The 20,528-nt window shown below is 48.7% G+C and carries 23 protein-coding genes; 12 read left to right on the forward strand and 11 right to left on the reverse strand.

All coding sequences use genetic code 11. The features are described from left to right. Window positions 1-32 precede the first annotated feature (32 nt). A complete protein-coding gene (locus SK35_RS11920; RefSeq protein WP_048216284.1) occupies window positions 33-596 on the reverse strand; it encodes a MarR family winged helix-turn-helix transcriptional regulator in 564 nt (187 codons plus the stop codon). 114 nt (window positions 597-710) lie between these two features. Here SK35_RS11920 and SK35_RS11925 point away from each other — a divergent pair, with 114 nt between their 5' ends. Further along, a complete protein-coding gene (locus tag SK35_RS11925; protein ID WP_008784905.1) occupies window positions 711-941 on the forward strand; it encodes a glutaredoxin family protein in 231 nt (76 codons plus the stop codon). A gap of 66 nt (window positions 942-1,007) precedes the next feature. Further along, entirely contained in the window at window positions 1,008-1,292 is a 285-nt protein-coding gene (locus tag SK35_RS11930; RefSeq protein ID WP_048216285.1) for a Rho-binding antiterminator, read from the forward strand. Here the strand turns inward: SK35_RS11930 and SK35_RS11935 are convergent. After that, entirely contained in the window at window positions 1,289-2,059 is a 771-nt protein-coding gene (locus SK35_RS11935) for a DeoR/GlpR family DNA-binding transcription regulator (RefSeq protein WP_008784903.1), read from the reverse strand. The two genes, SK35_RS11930 and SK35_RS11935, sit on opposite strands and share 4 nt — an antisense overlap. Before the next feature lie 120 nt (window positions 2,060-2,179). On the opposite strand from SK35_RS11935, the gene SK35_RS11940 reads away from it, so the two are divergent. The 4 genes from SK35_RS11940 to SK35_RS11955 all read left to right on the forward strand — a co-directional run bounded on the left by SK35_RS11940 (window position 2,180) and on the right by SK35_RS11955 (window position 4,902). Then, window positions 2,180-2,563: a VOC family protein gene (locus SK35_RS11940; protein ID WP_048216286.1), complete on the forward strand. Its 384-nt coding sequence runs from the start codon at window positions 2,180-2,182 to the stop codon at window positions 2,561-2,563. 173 nt (window positions 2,564-2,736) lie between these two features. After that, window positions 2,737-3,366, forward strand: a complete 630-nt coding sequence (locus SK35_RS11945; protein WP_048216287.1) for a carboxymuconolactone decarboxylase family protein — start codon at window positions 2,737-2,739, stop codon at window positions 3,364-3,366. A gap of 32 nt (window positions 3,367-3,398) precedes the next feature. After that, window positions 3,399-3,806: a cupin domain-containing protein gene (locus SK35_RS11950; protein WP_020996378.1), complete on the forward strand. Its 408-nt coding sequence runs from the start codon at window positions 3,399-3,401 to the stop codon at window positions 3,804-3,806. A gap of 43 nt (window positions 3,807-3,849) precedes the next feature. After that, complete coding sequence (locus SK35_RS11955; RefSeq protein WP_032943579.1) at window positions 3,850-4,902, forward strand: NAD(P)-dependent alcohol dehydrogenase; 1,053 nt, start codon at window positions 3,850-3,852, stop codon at window positions 4,900-4,902. A gap of 38 nt (window positions 4,903-4,940) precedes the next feature. Here the strand turns inward: SK35_RS11955 and SK35_RS11960 are convergent, their stop codons facing one another. Next, on the reverse strand, window positions 4,941-5,972 hold the full coding sequence (locus tag SK35_RS11960; RefSeq protein ID WP_020996379.1) for a mechanosensitive ion channel family protein: 1,032 nt from the start codon (window positions 5,970-5,972) through the stop codon (window positions 4,941-4,943). Between the two features lie 245 nt (window positions 5,973-6,217). On the opposite strand from SK35_RS11960, the gene SK35_RS11965 reads away from it, so the two are divergent. Continuing rightward, window positions 6,218-6,478, forward strand: a complete 261-nt coding sequence (locus tag SK35_RS11965) for a DUF2534 family protein (RefSeq protein WP_003020403.1) — start codon at window positions 6,218-6,220, stop codon at window positions 6,476-6,478. Window positions 6,479-6,526: 48 nt separating this feature from the next. Here the strand turns inward: SK35_RS11965 and uspE are convergent, their stop codons facing one another. From uspE to ogt, 4 genes are all read right to left on the reverse strand, one after another. After that, window positions 6,527-7,477, reverse strand: coding sequence for a universal stress protein UspE (uspE, locus tag SK35_RS11970; protein WP_003833229.1), 951 nt, complete (start codon window positions 7,475-7,477; stop codon window positions 6,527-6,529). Window positions 7,478-7,683: 206 nt separating this feature from the next. After that, entirely contained in the window at window positions 7,684-8,499 is an 816-nt protein-coding gene (locus tag SK35_RS11975) for an APH(3')-I family aminoglycoside O-phosphotransferase (protein ID WP_048216288.1), read from the reverse strand. 146 nt (window positions 8,500-8,645) lie between these two features. Beyond that, complete coding sequence (fnr, locus tag SK35_RS11980; RefSeq protein ID WP_003020397.1) at window positions 8,646-9,398, reverse strand: fumarate/nitrate reduction transcriptional regulator Fnr; 753 nt, start codon at window positions 9,396-9,398, stop codon at window positions 8,646-8,648. A gap of 194 nt (window positions 9,399-9,592) precedes the next feature. Continuing rightward, on the reverse strand, window positions 9,593-10,108 hold the full coding sequence (ogt, locus tag SK35_RS11985) for a methylated-DNA--[protein]-cysteine S-methyltransferase (protein WP_048216289.1): 516 nt from the start codon (window positions 10,106-10,108) through the stop codon (window positions 9,593-9,595). Window positions 10,109-10,333: 225 nt separating this feature from the next. Here ogt and smrA point away from each other — a divergent pair, with 225 nt between their 5' ends. Then, window positions 10,334-10,897 (forward strand): DNA endonuclease SmrA, encoded by a 564-nt coding sequence (gene smrA, locus SK35_RS11990; RefSeq protein WP_048216290.1) that lies wholly within the window; start codon window positions 10,334-10,336, stop codon window positions 10,895-10,897. Between the two features lie 12 nt (window positions 10,898-10,909). Here smrA and SK35_RS11995 read toward each other — a convergent pair whose 3' ends face one another. Further along, window positions 10,910-12,142 (reverse strand): GGDEF domain-containing protein, encoded by a 1,233-nt coding sequence (locus tag SK35_RS11995; RefSeq protein WP_048216291.1) that lies wholly within the window; start codon window positions 12,140-12,142, stop codon window positions 10,910-10,912. A gap of 66 nt (window positions 12,143-12,208) precedes the next feature. After that, on the reverse strand, window positions 12,209-14,323 hold the full coding sequence (locus SK35_RS12000) for a putative bifunctional diguanylate cyclase/phosphodiesterase (protein WP_048216292.1): 2,115 nt from the start codon (window positions 14,321-14,323) through the stop codon (window positions 12,209-12,211). A 411-nt stretch (window positions 14,324-14,734) separates the two neighbouring features. Here SK35_RS12000 and SK35_RS12005 point away from each other — a divergent pair, with 411 nt between their 5' ends. The 4 genes from SK35_RS12005 (at window position 14,735) to dbpA (ending at window position 18,827) form a co-directional block, all read left to right on the forward strand. Beyond that, on the forward strand, window positions 14,735-15,844 hold the full coding sequence (locus SK35_RS12005; protein ID WP_048216293.1) for a methyl-accepting chemotaxis protein: 1,110 nt from the start codon (window positions 14,735-14,737) through the stop codon (window positions 15,842-15,844). 154 nt (window positions 15,845-15,998) lie between these two features. Next, window positions 15,999-16,982, forward strand: a complete 984-nt coding sequence (gene zntB / locus SK35_RS12010; RefSeq protein WP_048216294.1) for a zinc transporter ZntB — start codon at window positions 15,999-16,001, stop codon at window positions 16,980-16,982. Window positions 16,983-17,257: 275 nt separating this feature from the next. Beyond that, a complete protein-coding gene (ynaL, locus tag SK35_RS27060) occupies window positions 17,258-17,425 on the forward strand; it encodes a proline-rich small protein YnaL (RefSeq protein ID WP_095533097.1) in 168 nt (55 codons plus the stop codon). A 28-nt stretch (window positions 17,426-17,453) separates the two neighbouring features. Then, window positions 17,454-18,827: an ATP-dependent RNA helicase DbpA gene (gene dbpA, locus SK35_RS12015; RefSeq protein WP_048216295.1), complete on the forward strand. Its 1,374-nt coding sequence runs from the start codon at window positions 17,454-17,456 to the stop codon at window positions 18,825-18,827. 78 nt (window positions 18,828-18,905) lie between these two features. Here the strand turns inward: dbpA and ttcA are convergent, their stop codons facing one another. Both ttcA and uspF read right to left on the reverse strand, forming a co-directional pair. After that, on the reverse strand, window positions 18,906-19,841 hold the full coding sequence (gene ttcA, locus SK35_RS12020) for a tRNA 2-thiocytidine(32) synthetase TtcA (protein WP_048216296.1): 936 nt from the start codon (window positions 19,839-19,841) through the stop codon (window positions 18,906-18,908). 198 nt (window positions 19,842-20,039) lie between these two features. Then, window positions 20,040-20,474, reverse strand: coding sequence for a universal stress protein UspF (uspF, locus tag SK35_RS12025; RefSeq protein ID WP_003833207.1), 435 nt, complete (start codon window positions 20,472-20,474; stop codon window positions 20,040-20,042). Window positions 20,475-20,528 lie beyond the last annotated feature (54 nt).

Below are 20,528 nucleotides of genomic sequence, written 5' to 3' on the forward strand. Positions count from 1 at the left end.
ATAATGGCTGGTGGAAAATCACACCAGCCATTTTAAGTTTCCGGGGGCTGGTGCTCCCGGCAAATCAGCAACGCATCCTCTTCACTCAATCTCTCTTTCGTCAGATTACAATATCCCTGACCACCCGTTTTTTGGTGGAAGCGACAGCTATGGCAAAGACCAAAGCCAGGTACATTGTTGGTCCTCTGGATCCCACGTAAAAGTTCAAACAGTAGCTCCTTAAGTACAGTCGCGCGTTCACCCATCGCCGTTTCACCCGCCACCAAAAACGTTGGCGGGAGCAGGGCGTCCAGTAACGTACTGGCTGATTCAGTTAACTGTAAATGTACGCTGCGTTTATCGCGGGCATCCTGCTTACGAACAATCAGTCCTTTGCTTTCTAGCAGCTTCAGCGATTGCGATACGGTGCCTTTGGTGAGGCCGAGGTAGTCCGTTACGCCAAGCGGCGTATTGGAATAACGGTTGCAACGGGCCAGATACATTAACGCGCTGAGTTGTACTGGCTGTAGATCCGCCAGTAAAGGGTGCTGGCGAAACCACATCCTTGTAAGGCTGGAAAGCCGGTCAAGTACGTCGAAAAGTGACATGTCGGGCATAACAAATCCTCCTCGGTATATAGTATCGATTAAAAACTATATTGACAAAGGGGAAAAGCAGCGTAGCATGAATTATAGTATCGAATCGATACTATAATTTAAAGGAGATGTATCATGACTAAAGCTCGTTTCTATCATGCAGGTTGCCCGGTTTGTGTTTCCGCAGAACAGACTCTTCTGCAGCATTTGTCTGCGGATGTTGAAATCGATGTGGTTCATCTGGGAGAGCAACCTGATCGGGTTGCTGAGGCTGAAGTGGCTGGCGTGAAATCTGTTCCGGCGCTGGTGATTGACGGCAATGTGCTGCATATTAATTTTGGCGCTCCCATTGAAGCGTTGAAATAGCAGGATAGGTCGGGAAGTTGCGTTGGCGATTTCCCGAATATACAAGACGTTGGGGAAGGTAGTGTGATGAAAACGACCGAAGAGTATCACCCGATAGATTGCGATCTTCATGATTATCTGGAAATCGCCTGCATGTACCACTATTGGTTGCACATTGAACTAACGGATGGCACATGTTTTGATGCTAAAGCGCTGACGACGTGTACCACCGTGGAAAAAGAAGAATTTCTGGTAGTGGAGCAATCTGAAAACCAGCAAAAAATCCGTCTGGATTGTCTGTCAGCGATCACCGCGCTGACGCCCGGAGCGACGTTTAGCACAGTTAGTTTTCAGCGAGCCTACCGCGGTTAGACTGTATAAATTCGAATGTCGTGCGCCTGGAACGCTGTGGCGTACTCTTTGCTGATGTTGTCCTCTACAACAATCACATCGATATTGCTGCTTTCGGTAACGACATATCGGGCGACGGCTGGGATTTTTTCAGCCGTTAGCGCGACGATAGTTTCATTACATTGTTTAATCACCGCTTTTTTGAACTCACAATCCGCATAATCAAATCCCGTTAAGCCGGATTCAGGCGACATCGCGCAGCCGCCAATAAATCCCTGATCGAATAAAATGTCCTGCACTTGCGCGATGGCGGAAGCTCCCACGCACCCACCTGAAGATCTCTGCACCACGCCACCCAGCATAATGACTTCAAACAGCGGTTTTTTTAGCAAAACGGCGGCAATCTCCGGTGAATTTGTCACCACGGTTAACGCCAGTTCGGCGGGCAGAGCTTCTGCCATTGCCAGATTGGTGCTACCCGTGTCGATAAAAATACAGCTTCCAGATTTGACCAGTCGGGCACATCTCTGCGCGATGTTGCTCTTTTTGGCTACATTAATACTCTTGCGTACGTCGATGTCTTCGGATTCAGGGAGTGTAATGACCGCGCCACCATAAACTTTTTTACACACGCCATCTTTGCTCAATTCATGCAAATCACGACGAATTGTATGTTCAGAAACGCCTAATCGGTTAGCGAGTTCAGAACAAATGACCCTGCCGTTTTCTTGCAGGATCTGAAAGATAAGCGCCTGGCGCTGTTCCGGGAATGCGGCGTAATCGAGCATAGATACTCCAGGTGAAATTAACATCGAGCAATAGAGTGCATGATCGTGCATTATGATTAACGATGTCAACATCCCTTACAGGGGCCGTACTATTCTGGATACAACGGGAAGAGGTTAGCTATGAAGATTGCGCATATGGCGTTATGGACACAGGATCTCGAGCAGCAAGCTCGCTTCTGGATCTCGTTTTTTGACGGCAAGATCAACGAGAAATACCGCAGTAAAACCAATCCTGGGTTTGAATCTTATTTTGTCAAAATTGGCGAGGAAATTGCGATTGAGTTAATGACCAAACCGGGTCTTATCGGACAGCAACCTGACAATAATCGTTGCGGATGGGTACACCTCGCCATTTCTGTTGGCGGCAATGAAAATGTTGATGCCATTGCATTGCAAGCGCAGGAACAGGGGATATTAGTCTCAGGTCCGCGCACTACTGGCGATGGTTATTACGAAGCGGTGATAAAAGATCCTGACGGCAATTTAATCGAGATTGTGGCGTAAGTCTTCAATCAGTTACCTGCAAATAATGAGTACCTGCTGCTCATTATTGATGAGCACAGCTCATAAGTTTGTCCTTCTTTTCCTCTCTAATCACCGACACGTCGAGTCTCTATAATTTTTACTGTTTTCAGCCCCCGGTGGTGCAATGTTGCCACCGTTTTGGAGAGTCGAATATGCAATACCAACTGGATGCCAGACAACAGGCAATCATCCCCATTGCGGCATTCACTGCCACAGGACAGATGGAAAAGTTGGACGTCGCGCTCAACGCCGGACTGGATGCAGGACTCACGCTCAATGAAGTAAAAGAGATCCTGCTACAGCTCTACGCATACTGCGGTTTCCCTCGCAGCCTGAACGGTCTGTCCTGCTTTATGTCGGTGGTGAAAAGTCGAAGCGAGAAAGGGCTTTCAGACGACGAAGGTAGAACGGCCACGCCGCCACCTGCAGACTGGAACAGTGTTCAGGCTGGGAGCCTAACTCAGACGCAACTGGTTGGACAGCCTGTAAGCGGTCCGCTGTTTGACTTTGCACCCGCTATTGATGTCTGGCTTAAAGCACATCTGTTTGGCGATATTTTTCAGCGAGCTGTACTTGACTGGCAGGACCGTGAATGGGTGACCGTTTCGGCGCTGGCCGTTCTGGGCGGCGTTAACAGCCAGCTGAAAAGCCATTTTGCGATATGCCTTAACATCGGGATCCTCCCTGAGCAACTTAGTGAGTTTATTACGATACTCGAACAGCACTGTGGAGCCGGGATTGGGGAAAATGCCCGTACGGTTCTTGATGAATGTCTGGTATGAACACCGCGGACATTATCCATACTGGAGTCACTATGAACGAACAATTTGATGGTAACAGCGTCTTTCCACGTGGAGAGAAAAATGAAGCGTATGCGAAGTATTTCACTGGCGACAGCTATCTGACCATGCTCTCCATGGAAGGCGTGGTAATTGGCAATGTCGCATTTGAACCGGGTTGTCGTAACTTCTGGCATGTTCATCATGAGGGTGGACAAATATTGCTGGTGACCGGTGGCAGAGGCTGGTATCAGGAGTGGAATAAACCGGCACGTGAGCTGAAAACCGGCGATGTCGTGCACATTCCGGCGGGAATGAAACACTGGCACGGCGCCGCGCGTGATAGTTGGTTTGCCCATATCGCCGTGGAAATCCCGGCCCCTGGCGCGTCGAACGAATGGCTGGAACCGGTTAGCGACGCTGAGTACAACCTGCTGCCCTGAACTATGCTGGTTCTGGTAACACCTAATCCCTGAGGAGATCTCAATGGTCATGAATGTGAAGGGTTATGCTGCTCTGGCGGTGAAAGAAGATTTAGTCCCCCATAATTTTGTTCGTCGCGATCCGCGTGAAGATGATGTGGTTATCGATATTTTATACAGCGGTGTATGCCACTCGGATATTCACAACGCCTACAACGATTGGGGCGGTGCTAAATATCCGATGGTACCAGGGCATGAGATCATTGGCCGCGTGGTGCATGTTGGTAAGTCGGTAACAAAATTCAAAGTGGGCGATCTCGCAGGGGTCGGCTGCATGGTTGATTCGTGTCAACACTGTAGCGCCTGCGAGCAGGGGCTAGAGCAGTATTGCGAAGAAGGTAACACGCTAACGTATAACGATATCGACCGTCATGACGGTCTGCCTACTTTCGGCGGCTATTCTGACAAAATTGTCGTTACCGAAAAGTTTGTGGTGAAGGTCCCTGAAGGGATCGATTTACGCGGTGCGGCGCCGCTGCTTTGCGCCGGGATCACAACATGGTCGCCTCTGCGCCACTGGCAGGTAGGCGAGGGCAGTAAAGTCGCGGTTGTCGGTCTGGGTGGACTAGGGCATATGGCAATCAAACTTGCTAATGCGCTGGGCGCGGAAGTTACGCTGTTTACGCGTTCACCGGGCAAAGAAGCTGATGCCAGACGTTTGGGTGCCAGTCACGTTGTGCTTTCCACTGACAGTGAACAGATGAAAGCGACAGCGAATCAGTTTGATCTGATTATCGATACTGTGCCCTACGTTCATGACCTGAACCCTTATATCCCAACCCTGGCGCTAAGCGGTACGCTGGTGCTGGTCGGTTATCTTGGTGCGTTGGATCCGTTTCTGAATACGGTTCCCCTGATCCTTGGGCGTAGGTCTGTGGCGGGTTCAGTTATCGGCGGCATTGCTGAAACGCAGGAGATGATGGATTTTTGCGGTCAGCATGGTATTACCGCCGATGTCGAAGTGATCGATATTCAGGATATTAATCGTGCCTGGCAGCGGATGTTGAAAAGCGATGTGAAATACCGCTTTGTAATTGATATTTCCTCATTGAAATAAGTACAAAAAAGACGCGGATTTCCGCGTCTTTTCTTTTGTTAGTGTGTCGATGGCGATGCTTCAGGATTATCCATATACAGCGTCTGGCTGGGGAATGCAAAGTCGGCGCCGTTTGCCTGGACTATCGTGATAATCTTTAAATAAACGTCTTGCTGTACCGCGAGCCATTCCTTCCAGACGGTGGTTTTCGTGAAGCAATACACCATGATATTCAACGATGAATCGGCAAATTCATTAAAATAGACCAACAGAGTTTGTTTCTGGTCTATTCCAGGATGGCTTTGCAGCATTTCTCTGACCGACTCGACAACGGCACCGACTTTATCGGCATCCTCATATCGTAACCCGATCACCGTTTTAATTCGCCGGTTGGTCATGCGCCCTGGGTTTTCTACGCTGATGGAGGAGAAAATCGAGTTTGGCACATACAACGGACGATGGTCGAAGGTGTTTATTTTAGTCATTCGCCAGCCAATTTCTGCTACCGTGCCTTCAATATTGCGGTCCGGGGAGCGGATCCAATCGCCTATGCTAAACGGTCTGTCGAAATAGAGCATAATGCCTGAGAAAAAGTTGCTCAGAATATCTTTCCCCGCCATACCCACTGCGATACCGCCAATACCGCCAAAGGTTAACAGACCGGATAAGCTCATACCGAAGTGTTCGCCATACAGTAAAATGATGGCAACCACGATGGTAATCTTGATGATACGCGACAGGATCCTCGCGCTGGTGATATCTCTGCCTTTATTAATCTGCGTCTTTTCAAACTGATTAATCACCAGAAAAAGTTTGATGGTCAGGATCAACGCAATCAACGAGGTGCAGATAAAGTCGACCACGCTGGGGGAGATAAATTTCAGGCTGTAACTTTCGATAACGTTATTAGCAATGCTGCCAAACGTCCCAATGATAATGGCATAGACAAAAAATTGTGCGGCATGAAATATGAATCCTTTGCAGCGACGCTCTCCACGATGATACCAGACGCTCATCAGGACCAGCGCGGCACAGCAGCTAAGAATTACCGTCAAATTAAACGCATTATTCATAAACAGTTCAGCGATCATGATTCTTCCTGGCAACTCCGTGTTAGCTAAATATCATCTGACATCCTAATCCCCAGATATTTTACTCAGTTAAGGCGGTCAGATCATTAATCAAAAGGAGAGATAAATAATGCAATCAGCGCTATTTTCAGCGAAATAACGTTGACGTCAACCCTGTATGCGGTTTATGTAGCAGACAGTCAGTTGATGTCATGGTATTGTTAGCGCAAAGTAACAAGGTTTTTCATTTGCAAAAGGACAGTACTATGATCATGGCTAAGCTGAAAACAGCGAAGGGACGGAAGTTTCTGTTGTGCCTGCTTGGAGTGTTTATTATCGCAGCGTCGGTCGTGACGCGAGCGACGATTGGTGGCGTTATTGAACAGTATGACATTCCGCTATCCGACTGGACCGCTTCAATGTACGCCATTCAATCTGCAATGATTTGTGTCTACAGCATGGTGTTTACGATTCTGTTGGCTATCCCGCTAGGTATCTATTTCCTCGGTGGTGAGGAGCAACACTAGGCGTTTAAAATGCCGGATGATATCGCCATCCGGCATTTCATTGAGTGGTTAATCGTCTTCTTCGTCGTCCAGTTCAACTGGCGTTTGATATTCATCCGGCTTGATGACCAGCAGGTCACAGCGTAGATGATCGATAACCTGTTCCGCGGTATTACCAAGAAACGCAGCAGAAATACCGGTACGTCCGACGGTCCCCAATACCACAATACCCGCCTGCAAGTGCTCGGCTAAATCAGGAATGACCTCTTCAGGTAAGCCTTTTTCAACGTGCGTCACTTTCTCATCAATACTGAATTTCTGGCGTAGCGCCTTCATGGCCAGCAGATGCTGTCCACGGATTGCGTCGTTATAAACGCTGGGATCAAATTCAGGCAGTTCAATCGCGATGTTGATTGGTGTGACAGGGTAGGCGCCAACCAGATGCACTTCGGTATGGTTAACCTGTTCTGCAAGCTGTAGCGTCTCTTTGACCAGTTTTTCATTGAGCGCGTTGTGATAAGCCTCTTCACTGGCGAGGTTTACGGCAACCAGTGCTTTACCCCCTTCAGGCCATGGCTGGTCTTTCACCATCCATACCGGACTTGGACATTTACGCAATAAATGCCAGTCGGTTGGCGTAAATATTACGGCTTCGAGGCGGTCGTGTTGGTGCGCCATCTTGAGGACCAGATCATGCCTGGCACTGATGACTTCCTGGATGATGGCTTCAAAGGGTCGGTTATGCCAGACCACTTTAATCTCCAGAGGGATCCCTGCTTCGATGTAGTATTTCGCTTGTTCACGTATCCATGCAGTTCGCTGGCTGATGACCCCCTGACGCATTGCCGTACGCTCATCAGGCGACAGCAGGGTAGTCATCTCATAGGAAAAGTCATAGATCGGCAAAAAGGCTTTAATTTTGCCACCAATCCGTTGATGCAAATAAACAGCTCGCCGTAATGCTGGTTGATCGTCCTGGTTAGGGTCGATGACGACCAGCATATTTTTATACATAGCCATACAGGGTCTCCTTACAACTGTCATCGCAGTTTGTAACTAAAAGAGTAACCCAATAATGTGGTTTGAAACAGGGGAGAACCTCTAGCCAGATCAATAAATTGGGGAAATCTCCAGCTTTTATCTACATCCCGCTCAATTTAAACAATTTTTCTCAGCCTGTAGTGCACCGAATCTTCCGCTCGCTTTGGCAGTAATGCGCTGTAAATTTAAAAAAACTCATCAAGCATCAAGTGAAACTGCAATTTTTTCTCGTCGGGTTGAGGAATGCCATATTGTTGAAAAAGCCTGTTTTGCAGTGAATGTGAAAATTCACCGAGGCAGTTCCAGAGAATAGCGAGATCCTGGTATTGATCGGCGATGCCAACTCGTCCCACATCAAGACACCCCACTATTTCATCATTACAAAAAATAATGTTATCCAGTGAAAAGTCACCGTGAGTAACAACAGGAACAGATGAGAAGGGCAAAAGAGTGTGCATCTTTTCCCAGACCTGTTCAACAGAACAGCCATTGCGTTCATCATCAAAATCCTCGGCATCAACAAGATTATTTTTCATCCGGTTTTGTGCCAGTGTGAGACGAAATTGGTGATTGCTGTTAAAGGGGCAACTATTTACTGGAATGGCATGTAACCGACGCAAAAATGTCGCCAAAGCGTCAACAATATCATTACTCATATCAGGGTGCTCTTCTAACATCTGGAAGGCAGTTTTCCCTGGTATTGCCGTGGTGACTAGCAATGCTACGTCAGGCGTTCGGGAAAAATGCTTAACGTTTGGCAGCGGGATGTAATCTTTCAACCAGATGAGCCTGACCATTTCATCCGTAATATCATTGGCAACGCTACCGTTACCTTGCTTCAGATATAATTCAGGGGCATCCACTTTGTCGTAAAGTCGGTAGATGGCAGCACCAGATTGACCGACATGGTCACGTGCCCATTTATAGCCATCAAGCTCATGGTCCAGGCTTGAGTTTAATTGCAAACGCGCGCAGGTGCTTTCCCTGTGAATATGATTCATAACATTCCTTTGTCTGAGTATGGATAAACGGCGGGTGCACACATTACAAGTTGATTATTAAAACAGGGAATAACCTCCTGCCAGATCAATAAATCGGGAAAATTTAGCGATTTGACAGAAGGATAACAGAGAGGCTTGCGGAAAGATTACGCAACGTTACGCGTGTGGCCGGCAAGAACTGCCAGCGCGTCGCTGTTCTCAATAGTGATATATTTGCCTTTCACCGCCAGCATGCCGCTTTTCTGGAAACGACCCAGCAGGCGGCTGATGGTTTCAACCGTCAGACCGAGGTAGTTACCGATGTCGCCACGGGTCATGGTCAGGCGGAATTCACGAGGCGAGAACCCACGCTGGGCGAAGCGACGAGACAGATTGTAGATAAAGGCCGCCAGGCGCTCTTCAGCGTTTTTCTTCGACAGCAACAGGATCATATCCTGGTCGCCTTTGATTTCGCCACTCATCAGACGCATCATCTGCTGACGCAGGTTCGGCATCTTACCGGACAGGTCATCAAGGGTTTCGAAAGGAATTTCGCATACCATTGAGGTTTCCAACGCCTGAGCAAAGCTCGGGTGATGGCCGCTGCCAATGGCGTCAAAACCTACCAGGTCACCCGCCAGATGGAAACCGGTAATTTGCTCATCGCCTTGTTCGGTAATGGTATAGCTTTTTATCGTTCCGGAGCGGATAGCGTAGAGTGATTTAAGCTCATCACCTGCTTTAAAGAGCGTCTGCCCTTTTTGGATAGGCTTTTTGCGCTCGATGATGTTATCGAGCTGGTCAAGCTCATGCTCGTTAAGTGTGAACGGGATGCAAAGCTGGCTGATGCTGCAATCCTGGCAATGGATAGCACAACCGCCAGACTGAATGCGCCGTATAATTCGCTTTTCCGGGATCATAGGTCTGCTCAAGCCGTAATTGATATTTGTCAATTTTAACATCTTTTTGGTGAGCACGTAAGCCTGAGCTACTCCCAATAGAGAATAATTCAGGCATAACTGGAGCGAATGTTTGTATCTGCTTGATTAACCACACTTAATCTGGGGCCGCATTATGCGGAAGTGTGATGAATAAGGCATTAATTGCCTGGAATCTAGAGTAGCAAATAACCTTCGTGGCGCAATAACCACTCTTTTCGTTGTACACCGCCGGCATATCCGGTCATGGTGCCGTTACGTCCAATGACGCGATGACAGGGGACCACAATGCTTACTGGATTGGAGCCATTAGCAGCGCCGACGGCTCTTGCAGCGCCGGGGCGCCCCAACTGTTCGGCCAACTGACCATAATGCATGACCTGCCCGCAGGGGATAGTGCGTAATGCTTGCCAGACTTCACGCTGGAAAGGCGTCCCAGCGGTTGCCGTTTCCAGCGTGTCAATTATGCTGAGGTTTCCGGCAAAATACTCAGAGAGTTTGTCGCTTAATCCACCAGGATTTTTGGCGGTAATGCGCTGATAACCTTCTGTACGGTAATGAATATCAAGCAATTGTGCCATGCGATCGCTGTGCTGATCCCATTCCACTGCGCGCAGGCGAAATTGCTCATCACAAATAACCCACAGCGGGCCCAGCGGCGTGTCGATGGTGTCTTCCAGTAAGTTAAGCATCCGTTTCTCTCATTACAGCATTCAGGCGAGGCTACACATTATCACGCCAGTGACCGTCGCAGCTATACCCCTAAAAACGGATATCAATTTGTCGTGAGTAGGTCGGTTCAGCGCGGAGGGTCCGGTTAATTATTGGAAATAACCGTAAACCGTTACCGGTATAGTTGTCGGTATAATAGTGCGCGGTTATGATAATGCTCGTCGCAATACGCTGGAGGATGAAACATGAACCTTGATGATGCATCGCTGTTTCTTGACGCTATGGGGGATGTTCAACCGCTGAAAAAACATGCCGATGTGCACTGGCAGCCCATGCGCAATCTTCGCACTCCGGCGCGTATTGATACGCTTCAACTGGATAATTTTCTCTCGACGGGATTTCTCGATATTGTCCCGTTGAATGTGCCGCTTGAGTTTCGTCGCGAAGGTTTACAGAACGGCGTGACTGACAAGCTGCGAAACGGAAAATACCCGCAGCAGGCGAGCCTTAATCTTATTCGCCAACCTGTTGAAACATGTCGCCAGATGCTCTTTAGCTTTATTCTGCAGGCGCAGCAGGAAGGGTTGCGTAACGTGTTGGTGATACACGGCAAGGGACGTGACGATAACTCCCATGCCAATATTGTTCGCAGCTACGTGGCGCGCTGGTTGACGGAATTTGACGACGTGCAAGCATACTGCGCCGCACTGCCGCATCACGGCGGCAGCGGGGCATGTTATGTGGCATTGCGTAAAACCGCACAGGCAAAACAGGACAACTGGGAGCGTCACGCTAAACGCAGTCGCTGAACGACGTAAACATCAGGCGGCCAGCACTCTGTTCCTGCCTTCGTTCTTGGCTTTGTACAACGCGTCGTCAACGCGTTTGAATAACTCATCGATGCTTTCATTTGTTTCGTGCCGAGCTACGCCAATGCTGACGGTAAAGCGGGGAAGGCCAGGGAGAGTCACTTTGGCCACTGTCGCCCGTATCACTTCTGCGAGATTGAGGGCAATATCTAACGAGGTTCGCGGCAGCAGCAGCACAAATTCTTCACCTCCCCAGCGAAAAATCAGATCGTCCTTTCTTGCACAAGATTCCAGTGTGCGTGCCAGAGCGCAAAGTACCTCATCACCTTTTAAATGACCAAAAAGATCGTTAATGCTTTTAAAGCGATCGGTGTCGATCAACAGCAGGCTGTAATCCTGTGTCAATGACATCGCGTGGGTCTGTTCCGGCTCGGTTACCTGATAAAAATGTCGGCGGTTAAGCAATCCCGTTAAGGCGTCACGCAGGGCCGCACGCTCAAGCTCCTGTTCCAGCCGCTTTTGCTCGGTAATATCATGAATAATGCACAACATGAGCTTATTACCGTAGATTTCGATTGGCCCGGCGTAGGTTTGTACGTGACGGGATGTGCCGTCTGCCAGTTTATGCACAAAATGCAAAGGCTTATGGCCACCGGGAAGATGGGCGATTTCATGCATCACCGGGAGTATATGACGGCCCAGCGTATTGATTTCCCATGTATGTTTCTGGCACATCGTATCATGGTTATAGCCATAAAAATTTAGCGCACTGAGATTTGCATCAACGATCAGCCCATCACGGGACGGATCGATAAGCAACATTGGGGCCGAGTTAGTCTGGAAAAAACGCGCGTAAAATCCCTGTTTTTTTCGCTGATAATTCGCTGAACGGCTCGCTTTCAGACCTTGCGAAGTCGGTGTTTCAATGCCTTCGAAAAGAATGACGTCACCTGATTCCGGCAGAGAGCGGATGGACAGGCGGCTGGCCATCGCGACGTCTTCACCTTCGCGGCAAACCGTAAGGATTTCTACAATGTCGTGATGATTTCTCAAATCGCTGAGATACATGGTTAAATCATTCTGGGCATGAGTTGAAAATATGCCCTTGCGGAGTAGAGAAAAGCAGGGGGCCTGCATCAGTTCCCGTGCAACGGTATTAGCGAACACCAGTTCTTCGGTATGCGGCGAAACAATCCACACCGGCAGGGTTAATAAATCCAGTGAATGCAGCTCGGTTGTGCTCATCGATAATCCCGTTATCTTTATCTGCTGTGTTGCCCGTTTAATGGCATCTGTTTTTATATTACAGTCTCATAATGTTATTGATTGTTGAGGAGACAAAGACTGTACGATTCGCTGCTGCTTAATGTTGCTTTCCGTTGGAATCAATTCATGGATCTGATGCGCAGGCAACGGTTTTGCAAACAAGAAACCTTGCAGCACACCACATCCCATCTGGGTCAGGAGTATTTCCTGCTCCTGGGTCTCTATTCCTTCAGCCACCACTTGCATATTCATGGAGTGGGCTATGTCAATAATAGTAGACACAATCTTTGTATTTTTGCTGTTCTCGCTGATATCTTTAACAAATACTCTGTCAATTTTTAATTCCCGTGCCGGAAGAGACTTCAACATCAATATATTTGAATAACCGGTACCGAAATCATCAATAGAAACGGTGATCCCTAAAGCTGAAAATGCATTTAAGACTTCAGCGCTACGTTTTAAATTTTTAAGTGCTGTACTTTCAGTCAATTCCAGCGTGAGATATGCAGGTGACAGTTGATATTGTGCAAGGGCGCTGCAAACCACATCAACGATGTCATGTTGTTCAAACTGGGAAGGGGAAAGATTAACGGCGAGGGTCCATTCCGCATGGCCCTGTAACTTCCATTGATGTAACTGCTGGCATGCCTGCTGGATAACCCATTTACCGACCGGAATGATAAGCCCTGTTTCTTCCAGCGCAGGCAGAAACTCTGCGGGTAACAGCATGCCGCGTTCCGGGTGATGCCAGCGTAATAACGCTTCAAAACCGGTCAGGGAATGATCTCCGGCGGTGTATTTGGGTTGGTACCAAAGCTCAAATTGATCGTGTTCCAGAGCTTGTGACAGTTCCTGTAAAAATGTCGGCGGTGTATCGGCGATAGCTTCCATTTCTGGGCTATAAATAGCCCAACCGTTTCTGCCAGCCTGTTTGACATGATACATCGCCATATCAGCCTTTACTTTTAACTCATGCAACGTGGAACCATGCTCAGGATAAATACTGCTTCCCGCACTTAACGAAACCCGAATGGTGTACCCAAAAAGCGTGAAAGGATCGCCAATCGCAGCGGCAATCCGGGTCAGCAGAGCGGTGATATGCTCTTTATTGCAGTCAGGAACCAGAAGAATAAACTCATCTCCCCCCAGCCTCGCCAGCGTCATGGTGTCATCAAGGCAGCTGTAGATTCGCTGCGTACTGGCGATCAGCAACTGATCGCCGATGTGATGTCCCCAGGTATCGTTAACGACTTTGAAGCGATCGAGATCGATGAATACCAGAGCAAATTGATGCTGATGCAGTTTGGAATGCTGCAGACAGGCCTGTAAGCAGGCATCTATCTGTGTGCGATTGGCAAGTCCGGTCAGCGCATCGAAGTGGACCTGATGCTCAAGCTGGCAGTTAAGTTGATGTAAGTTGTCTGCCAGTCGGGAGGTACGCAGTTGCGAATCCACCATCGACACCACCAGCATGATACCCAAAATAACCAGCGTGACGGCGCAGACCCAGACAGAGAGTTCCAGTGTGCTGAGTCCATTGTGTACCGTGTGTCCAAAATGGGTGAATGTTGCCGCTCCCATCCCGGTGTAATGCATAGAGGCAATCGCCAGCGCCATAATAAGGGCGGCGACAAGCCGATTGATCAGGGCTCGACGGGTATTTTGGCGTAAATGAAACGCCAGCCACAAACCCACACCAGATGCAACGATGGCAATCATCACTGAGAGCAGTATCAGCGAATGACTCCATAGGATGGCAACATGCTCAATGATGGCATACATGCCAACGTAGTGCATGGTGACGACACCGGCGCTTAATATTCCTGTGGCTACGACTAATCGTTTTGTTGAAAGCGTATTACCGGAAATGGCGATATTAATGGCGAGAGTTGCAGAAATGAGCGCAATAAAGAAAGAAAATGCCGTGAGCGAAAAATGGTAATTGATCGGCATACTCATTTTCATGGCCAGCATACCGATAAAATGCATTGACCATATCCCCATCCCTAGCGTAGCCCCGCCAGACAGGCGCCAGAAGGTTGATTCACGTCGATTGGAGATTGCCACCTTGCCCGCACTATCGAGAGCAATAAAAGAGGCAATAAACGCGACAACAAAGGAAATCCCAATCAATACAGGGTCCCACGACACGTTCAACATCATACTACCTATCGAAAAAAAGCCGTGGTAATAAATCTAGCAGGTTTTGTCCAGTTAACATGATAAAACCGGGAATGTTCTTATGTTTTTACACTGGTATTAGAGGAAACAGGAAGATAGTGAAAATAACGAGCCATTACTTATATAAACATTCACCAAATTTATAGTTCTGTGTGTTTTATGCTCTCCATGTGCTTGTCATCACAATAACCTGATGACTGGCGCCATCACAGCCATTTGACGGAATAAAACACTGAACTAACGGGAATAAAAGGTGTAATTTCTTGCCTTAAGTAAAAGGATTGCAGGCTCTCATTGAAAGTTCAGCTTTCGTCGCAGAGCAATGGCATTCTGCATTGCAGGTGCTATAAAAAATAATATCTACATAATTTCTTAGTGCACAGGACTAAAATGTTAAATGATATTAGCGTCAGAACCTTTATTATTTTATTTCTGCTCATTTCGGCGGTTGCTCTCAATATTGTTGAGATGATTTTCTCGGCCACGTCGGAAATTATAATTGGTACGAATGTGGTAAGCGTTATTTCTATATTATGCTTATGGTGGTATATGACGAAATACCTGGTCATGCCGATCAATACGGTAAAAAGGAGCATTGAGGAAGTGACGTCTGGGAATCTGGCGATCAGTATTCCTGAGTTTGGTAATAATTGTGCGGGTAGACTAATACCGGGCATCAATAGTTTATCGAGTAATATTTCAACACTCGTTAATGAGATCAGAACATCCTCACAAACGGCGATGGCGCTCTCTGAACAGCTTGCGGAACGCAGCGCCGAGCTTTCAGTGAAAACGGAACAACAATCCGGAGCATTGATGCAGACGGCTGCTAATATGGATGAGATAGCCGTTAATACGCGAAATAATGCTGAAAACACGCAAATCGCCAGCGTCCAGGCAACAGTTGCCACGCAATGCGCCATTCAGGGTGGCGAATTAATGGTGCAGGTTGCGACAAATATGCGTTCAATCACCGAATGTGCACAGCAGATGACGGAAATTATTACGCTAATTGATGGTATCGCATTCCAGACAAATATTCTGGCATTGAATGCTGCCGTGGAAGCGGCGAGGGCCGGTGAACATGGCAAAGGTTTTTCCGTGGTGGCCGGTGAGGTCAGAATGCTTGCACACCGAAGTGCGGATGCCGCTAAGAATATTAAGCAGCTGATTGCGCAAACCCATCAAAATGTTCAGCAAGGTGCAGCTATTGTGCGTGAAGCAGAAAAAAATATGCATGATATTGTCGGTGGTGCCGGTCAATTAAACCAACTGATGGGCGAGATATTAACCACTACACAGGAGCAGGAGAAAGGAATTATCAGAATTACTCATGCACTGGCCGAACTGGAGAATGTAACCCAAAGTAATGCCATTATGGTTGATGAGCTTTCTGATTCCTCAGGTATCCTGAAAAACCAGGTGATTGATCTCCAGTCGCGAACACATAAATTTCGCTTAAGTAACGCTCTTGAGTCAGCGAGATGGCAGCGGGCTTAACCGGACATCTCGATGCAAGCGTCGCAATCGTCGGCGCTTTTTGTATTATCAGATATTTTCATGAATCATTTCAGCACAATGGGACAATGAGATATTGCTTAACATATTCTGACAGCTAGACTAACGAAAAAAGCTGAATGTTTGTGGAGGCGCTGTGGAAGCCATTAAGGGAACGGATGTTAATGTGCCGGATGCCGTGTTTGCCTGGCTGTTGGATGGCCGGGGTGGGGTGAAACCCTTGGAAGATAACGATGTTATCGATAGTCAGCATCCCTGCTGGCTACATCTTAATTATACCCATCCTGAAAGCGCCCAATGGTTGGCGACAACACCTCTTCTTCCCAACAATGTGCGTGATGCGCTGGCAGGCGAAAGCACACGCCCACGCGTCAGTAGAGTCGGGGAAGGTACGCTGATTACACTGCGCTGTATTAACGGCAGCACCGACGAGCGTCCTGACCAACTTGTGGCGATGCGTTTATATATGGATGAACGTCTGATTGTCTCAACCCGCCAGCGCAAAGTGCTGGCACTGGATGATGTGGTCAGCGATCTCCAGGAAGGGACAGGACCGGCTGATTGTGGCAGTTGGCTGGTGGATGTGTGTGATGCGCTAACCGACCATGCCAGCGAATTTATCGAACAGCTGCACGACAAGATTATTGATCTGGAAGATAACCTGCTCGATCAGCAGATCCCACCGCGTGGTTTTTTAGCTTTACTGCGTAAGCAGCTAATTGTGATGCGCCGTTATATGGCACCACAGCGTGATGTCTATGCCCGTCTGGCGAGTGAACGTTTACCCTGGATGACCGACGACCATCGGAGACGGATGCAGGATATCGCTGACAGGCTGGGGAGAGGGCTGGATGAAATAGACGCCTGTATTGCCCGGACCGGTATTATGGCGGATGAAATTGCGCAGGTGATGCAGGAGTCTCTGGCTCGCCGAACGTATACAATGTCATTGATGGCTATGGTTTTTCTTCCCAGCACATTTTTAACCGGGCTTTTCGGCGTTAACCTCGGCGGTATCCCCGGCGGTGGTTGGCAGTTTGGTTTCTCGCTTTTTTGTATTCTGTTAGTGGTCCTGATTGGTGGTGTTGCTTTATGGTTGCACCGTAGTAAATGGTTGTAACAACAACGTTTTTTAGTGGCTTTTGCGCATGAAAACGTCCTGATTTTTGAGCGAAGTCAATAAACCATCTACCTATTCGGGGCAATATCTCTCTCGCAGGTGAATGCAACGTCAAGCGATGGGCGTTGCGCTCCATATTGTCTTACTTCCTTTTTTGAATTACTGCATAGCACAATTGATTCGTACGACGCCGACTTAGATTAGTCGGCTTTTTTTTGCCTGCAGGAAATCAGCGTCTACCCTAAAAGAGTCAACCTGAATGACTGGAGGGGTATATGACCTGTCTGATTGCAACGTCGAACACTGATTCGCTACCGACCGATCCGGTTCCCATTCCCGATCCCATACCTCGTCCGCAGCCCATGCCGGATCCGCCGCCGGATGAAGAACCGATTAAATTGTCGCATCACGGGCACAGATCTGCGAGGATACGCGCCTGCTGAATGTGAGTTTTTACCGCGAGATTAAATTGTGACCGCTTTTTCAACCCTGAATGTTTTACCTGCTGTTCAACTCGAGAATCTTAACGAGCTGGGCTATCTTGAAATGACGCCTGTTCAGGCTGCTGCGTTACCGGCAATCCTGGCGGGTAAAGATGTTCGCGTGCAGGCTAAAACCGGCAGTGGCAAAACGGCTGCTTTTGGTCTTGGGCTATTACAGCATATTGATGCCGCGCTGTTTCAGACGCAGTCTCTGGTGCTGTGCCCAACGCGCGAGCTTGCCGACCAGGTGGCGGGTGAACTGCGTCGTTTAGCGCGCTTCCTGCCAAACACCAAGATCTTAACGTTGTGCGGTGGGCAACCCTTTGGCGCACAGCGTGACTCCCTGCAACATGCACCACATATTATTGTTGCCACACCGGGTCGTTTACTTGACCACCTGCAAAAAGGCACCGTTTCTCTGGATGCCCTGAATACGCTGGTTATGGATGAAGCCGACCGCATGCTGGATATGGGCTTTAGCGATGCGATTGATGATGTCATTCGCTTTGCGCCTGCGTCACGTCAGACTTTGCTGTTTTCCGCAACCTGGCCGGAAGCCATTGCTGCTATCAGTGGCCGGGTACAGCAAAATCCATTAACGATTGAAATTGATACGGTCGATGCGTTACCGGCGATTGAACAGCAGTTTTTCGAAACCTCCAGCCACGGAAAAATTCCGCTGCTGCAAAAGCTACTCAGCCAGCATCAACCCGCATCGTGCGTTGTTTTTTGTAACACCAAAAAAGATTGTCAGGCTGTTTGTGATGCACTGAATGCGGCAGGGCAAAGCGCATTGTCATTACATGGCGACCTGGAACAACGCGATCGCGATCAGACGCTGGTTCGTTTTGCCAACGGTAGCGCGCGCGTCCTGGTCGCAACCGATGTGGCCGCACGTGGCCTGGATATCAAATCACTTGAGCTGGTAGTTAACTTCGAACTGGCGTGGGATCCGGAAGTCCACGTCCATCGTATCGGACGTACCGCGCGTGCCGGCAACAGCGGTCTGGCGATTAGCTTCTGTGCGCCGGAAGAAGCGCAGCGTGCCAACATTCTTTCTGAAATGCTGCAACTGAAGCTAAACTGGCTAACTGCGTCAGCTAACGGCTCAATCCTGCCGCTGGAAGCAGAGATGGCGACGTTATGCATTGATGGCGGTAAAAAAGCGAAAATGCGTCCTGGCGATGTTCTGGGGGCTCTGACCGGTGACATTGGCCTGGATGGCGCCGATATCGGCAAAATTGCCGTTCATCCTGCACACGTTTATGTCGCCGTCCGCCAGAACATAGCGCACAAGGCGTGGAAGCAATTACAAAACGGTAAGATTAAAGGCAAGACTTGCCGGGTCCGGTTATTGAAATAACTACCCGTTGGGGCGCCTGATGGCGCTCCGCTTATCAGGCCTACAGGCGCTGATGCACGTTGTAGGCCTGACAGACGCTTACTTCACTTCCACCACGTTCAGGCGTAATTCATCCAGTTGAGCATCATCTTCTTCTGGCTGCCAGCCCGCAGGCTGCAGCGGGATCTCTTCACGATCGAACGCTAAATCACCGCCGTTCACAACCTCTGAGCCGTGCTTAATGCCTTTAAAATCGAACAGATTGATATCGCTCAGATGTGAAGGTACAACGTTTTGCATTGCGCTGAACATGGTTTCAATGCGGCCTGGATAGCGTTTGTCCCAGTCACGCAGCATGTCGGCAATGACCTGACGCTGCAGGTTAGGCTGTGAGCCGCACAGATTGCACGGAATAATCGGGAAACCTTTCGCCTCGGAGAAACGCTCGATATCTTTCTCACGGCAGTAAGCCAGCGGGCGGATCACGATGTGCTTACCGTCATCACTCATCAGCTTCGGCGGCATGCCTTTCATTTTCCCGCCGTAGAACATGTTTAAAAACAGCGTTTGCAGGATGTCGTCGCGATGGTGGCCGAGCGCAATCTTGGTGGCACCTAACTCGGTTGCCGTACGGTACAGAATGCCGCGACGCAGGCGAGAGCAGAGCGAGCAGGTCGTTTTGCCTTCTGGGATTTTGTCTTTGACGATCCCGTAGGTGTTTTCTTCGACAATCTTGTACTCAACGCCCAGCTGTTCCAGATACTCTGGCAGAATGTGCTCCGGGAAACCGGGTTGTTTTTGATCGAGATTAACCGCAACTAAGGAAAAACTGATCGGGGCGCTTTGCTGCAAATTACGCAGGATCTCCAGCATGGTATAGCTGTCTTTCCCGCCGGAAAGGCACACCATAATGCGATCGCCGTCTTCAATCATATTGAAATCGGCAATGGCTTCGCCCACGTTACGACGCAGACGTTTTTGCAATTTGTTCAGGTTGTATTGTTCTTTCTTGCTAATATCTTGATTTTGCGACATTTAATAGAGGCTCAATTCATAGTGTGGCATCAGAAGAGTATGCATCACGCCGGATAGTCCGGCAAAAGAAGTCTGATATAAAAACTGTGGCGTGTATGGTACGGATAAGCGGGAAAAATGTCAGCACATTTAGGACAGGAATCGAGGGGGATAAGGGGTAGATGCAAAAAGCCCGCAACGATGTGCGGGCCAGACAGCTTAGCGGACTACCAGTACCGAACACTCCGCGTGACGCACTACAGCCGCGGCGTTAGAGCCCAGCAGGTAGGTGGTGATGTCAGGTCGGTGTGAGGCAATAATGACCATATCGGCCGGTAATTTTTTGGCGATCTCCAGAATCTTGTCTTTCGGCGCACCTTCTGCGACATGAACGTGCACTCTGTCCGTTGGGATATTGAACTTCTTGATAATCTCTTCCAGTTGAGATTTCGCTTCGGCTTTCAGATCGTCCATGGCCGGTAACTCTGCCGAGTAGGCCAGTCCCAGGGAAGCGTAATAGGGCAATGACGGAATGACGGTCAAAAAATGAACCTGTGCATCGTCGATCTTTGCTTCTGCTTCAACATGGGCAATAACGCGTTGAGTTAATTCTGAGTCTGAAATATCGATGGGTACAAGAATCGTTCTGTTCATAAAACCTCCTGTTTAAGTATCCACCTAAAGCTTACCGCGTAATGGCACTTTATG

It is taken from the genome of Citrobacter sp. MGH105 (assembly GCF_001037485.2).
Taxonomy (GTDB): Bacteria; Pseudomonadota; Gammaproteobacteria; order Enterobacterales; family Enterobacteriaceae; genus Citrobacter; species Citrobacter portucalensis.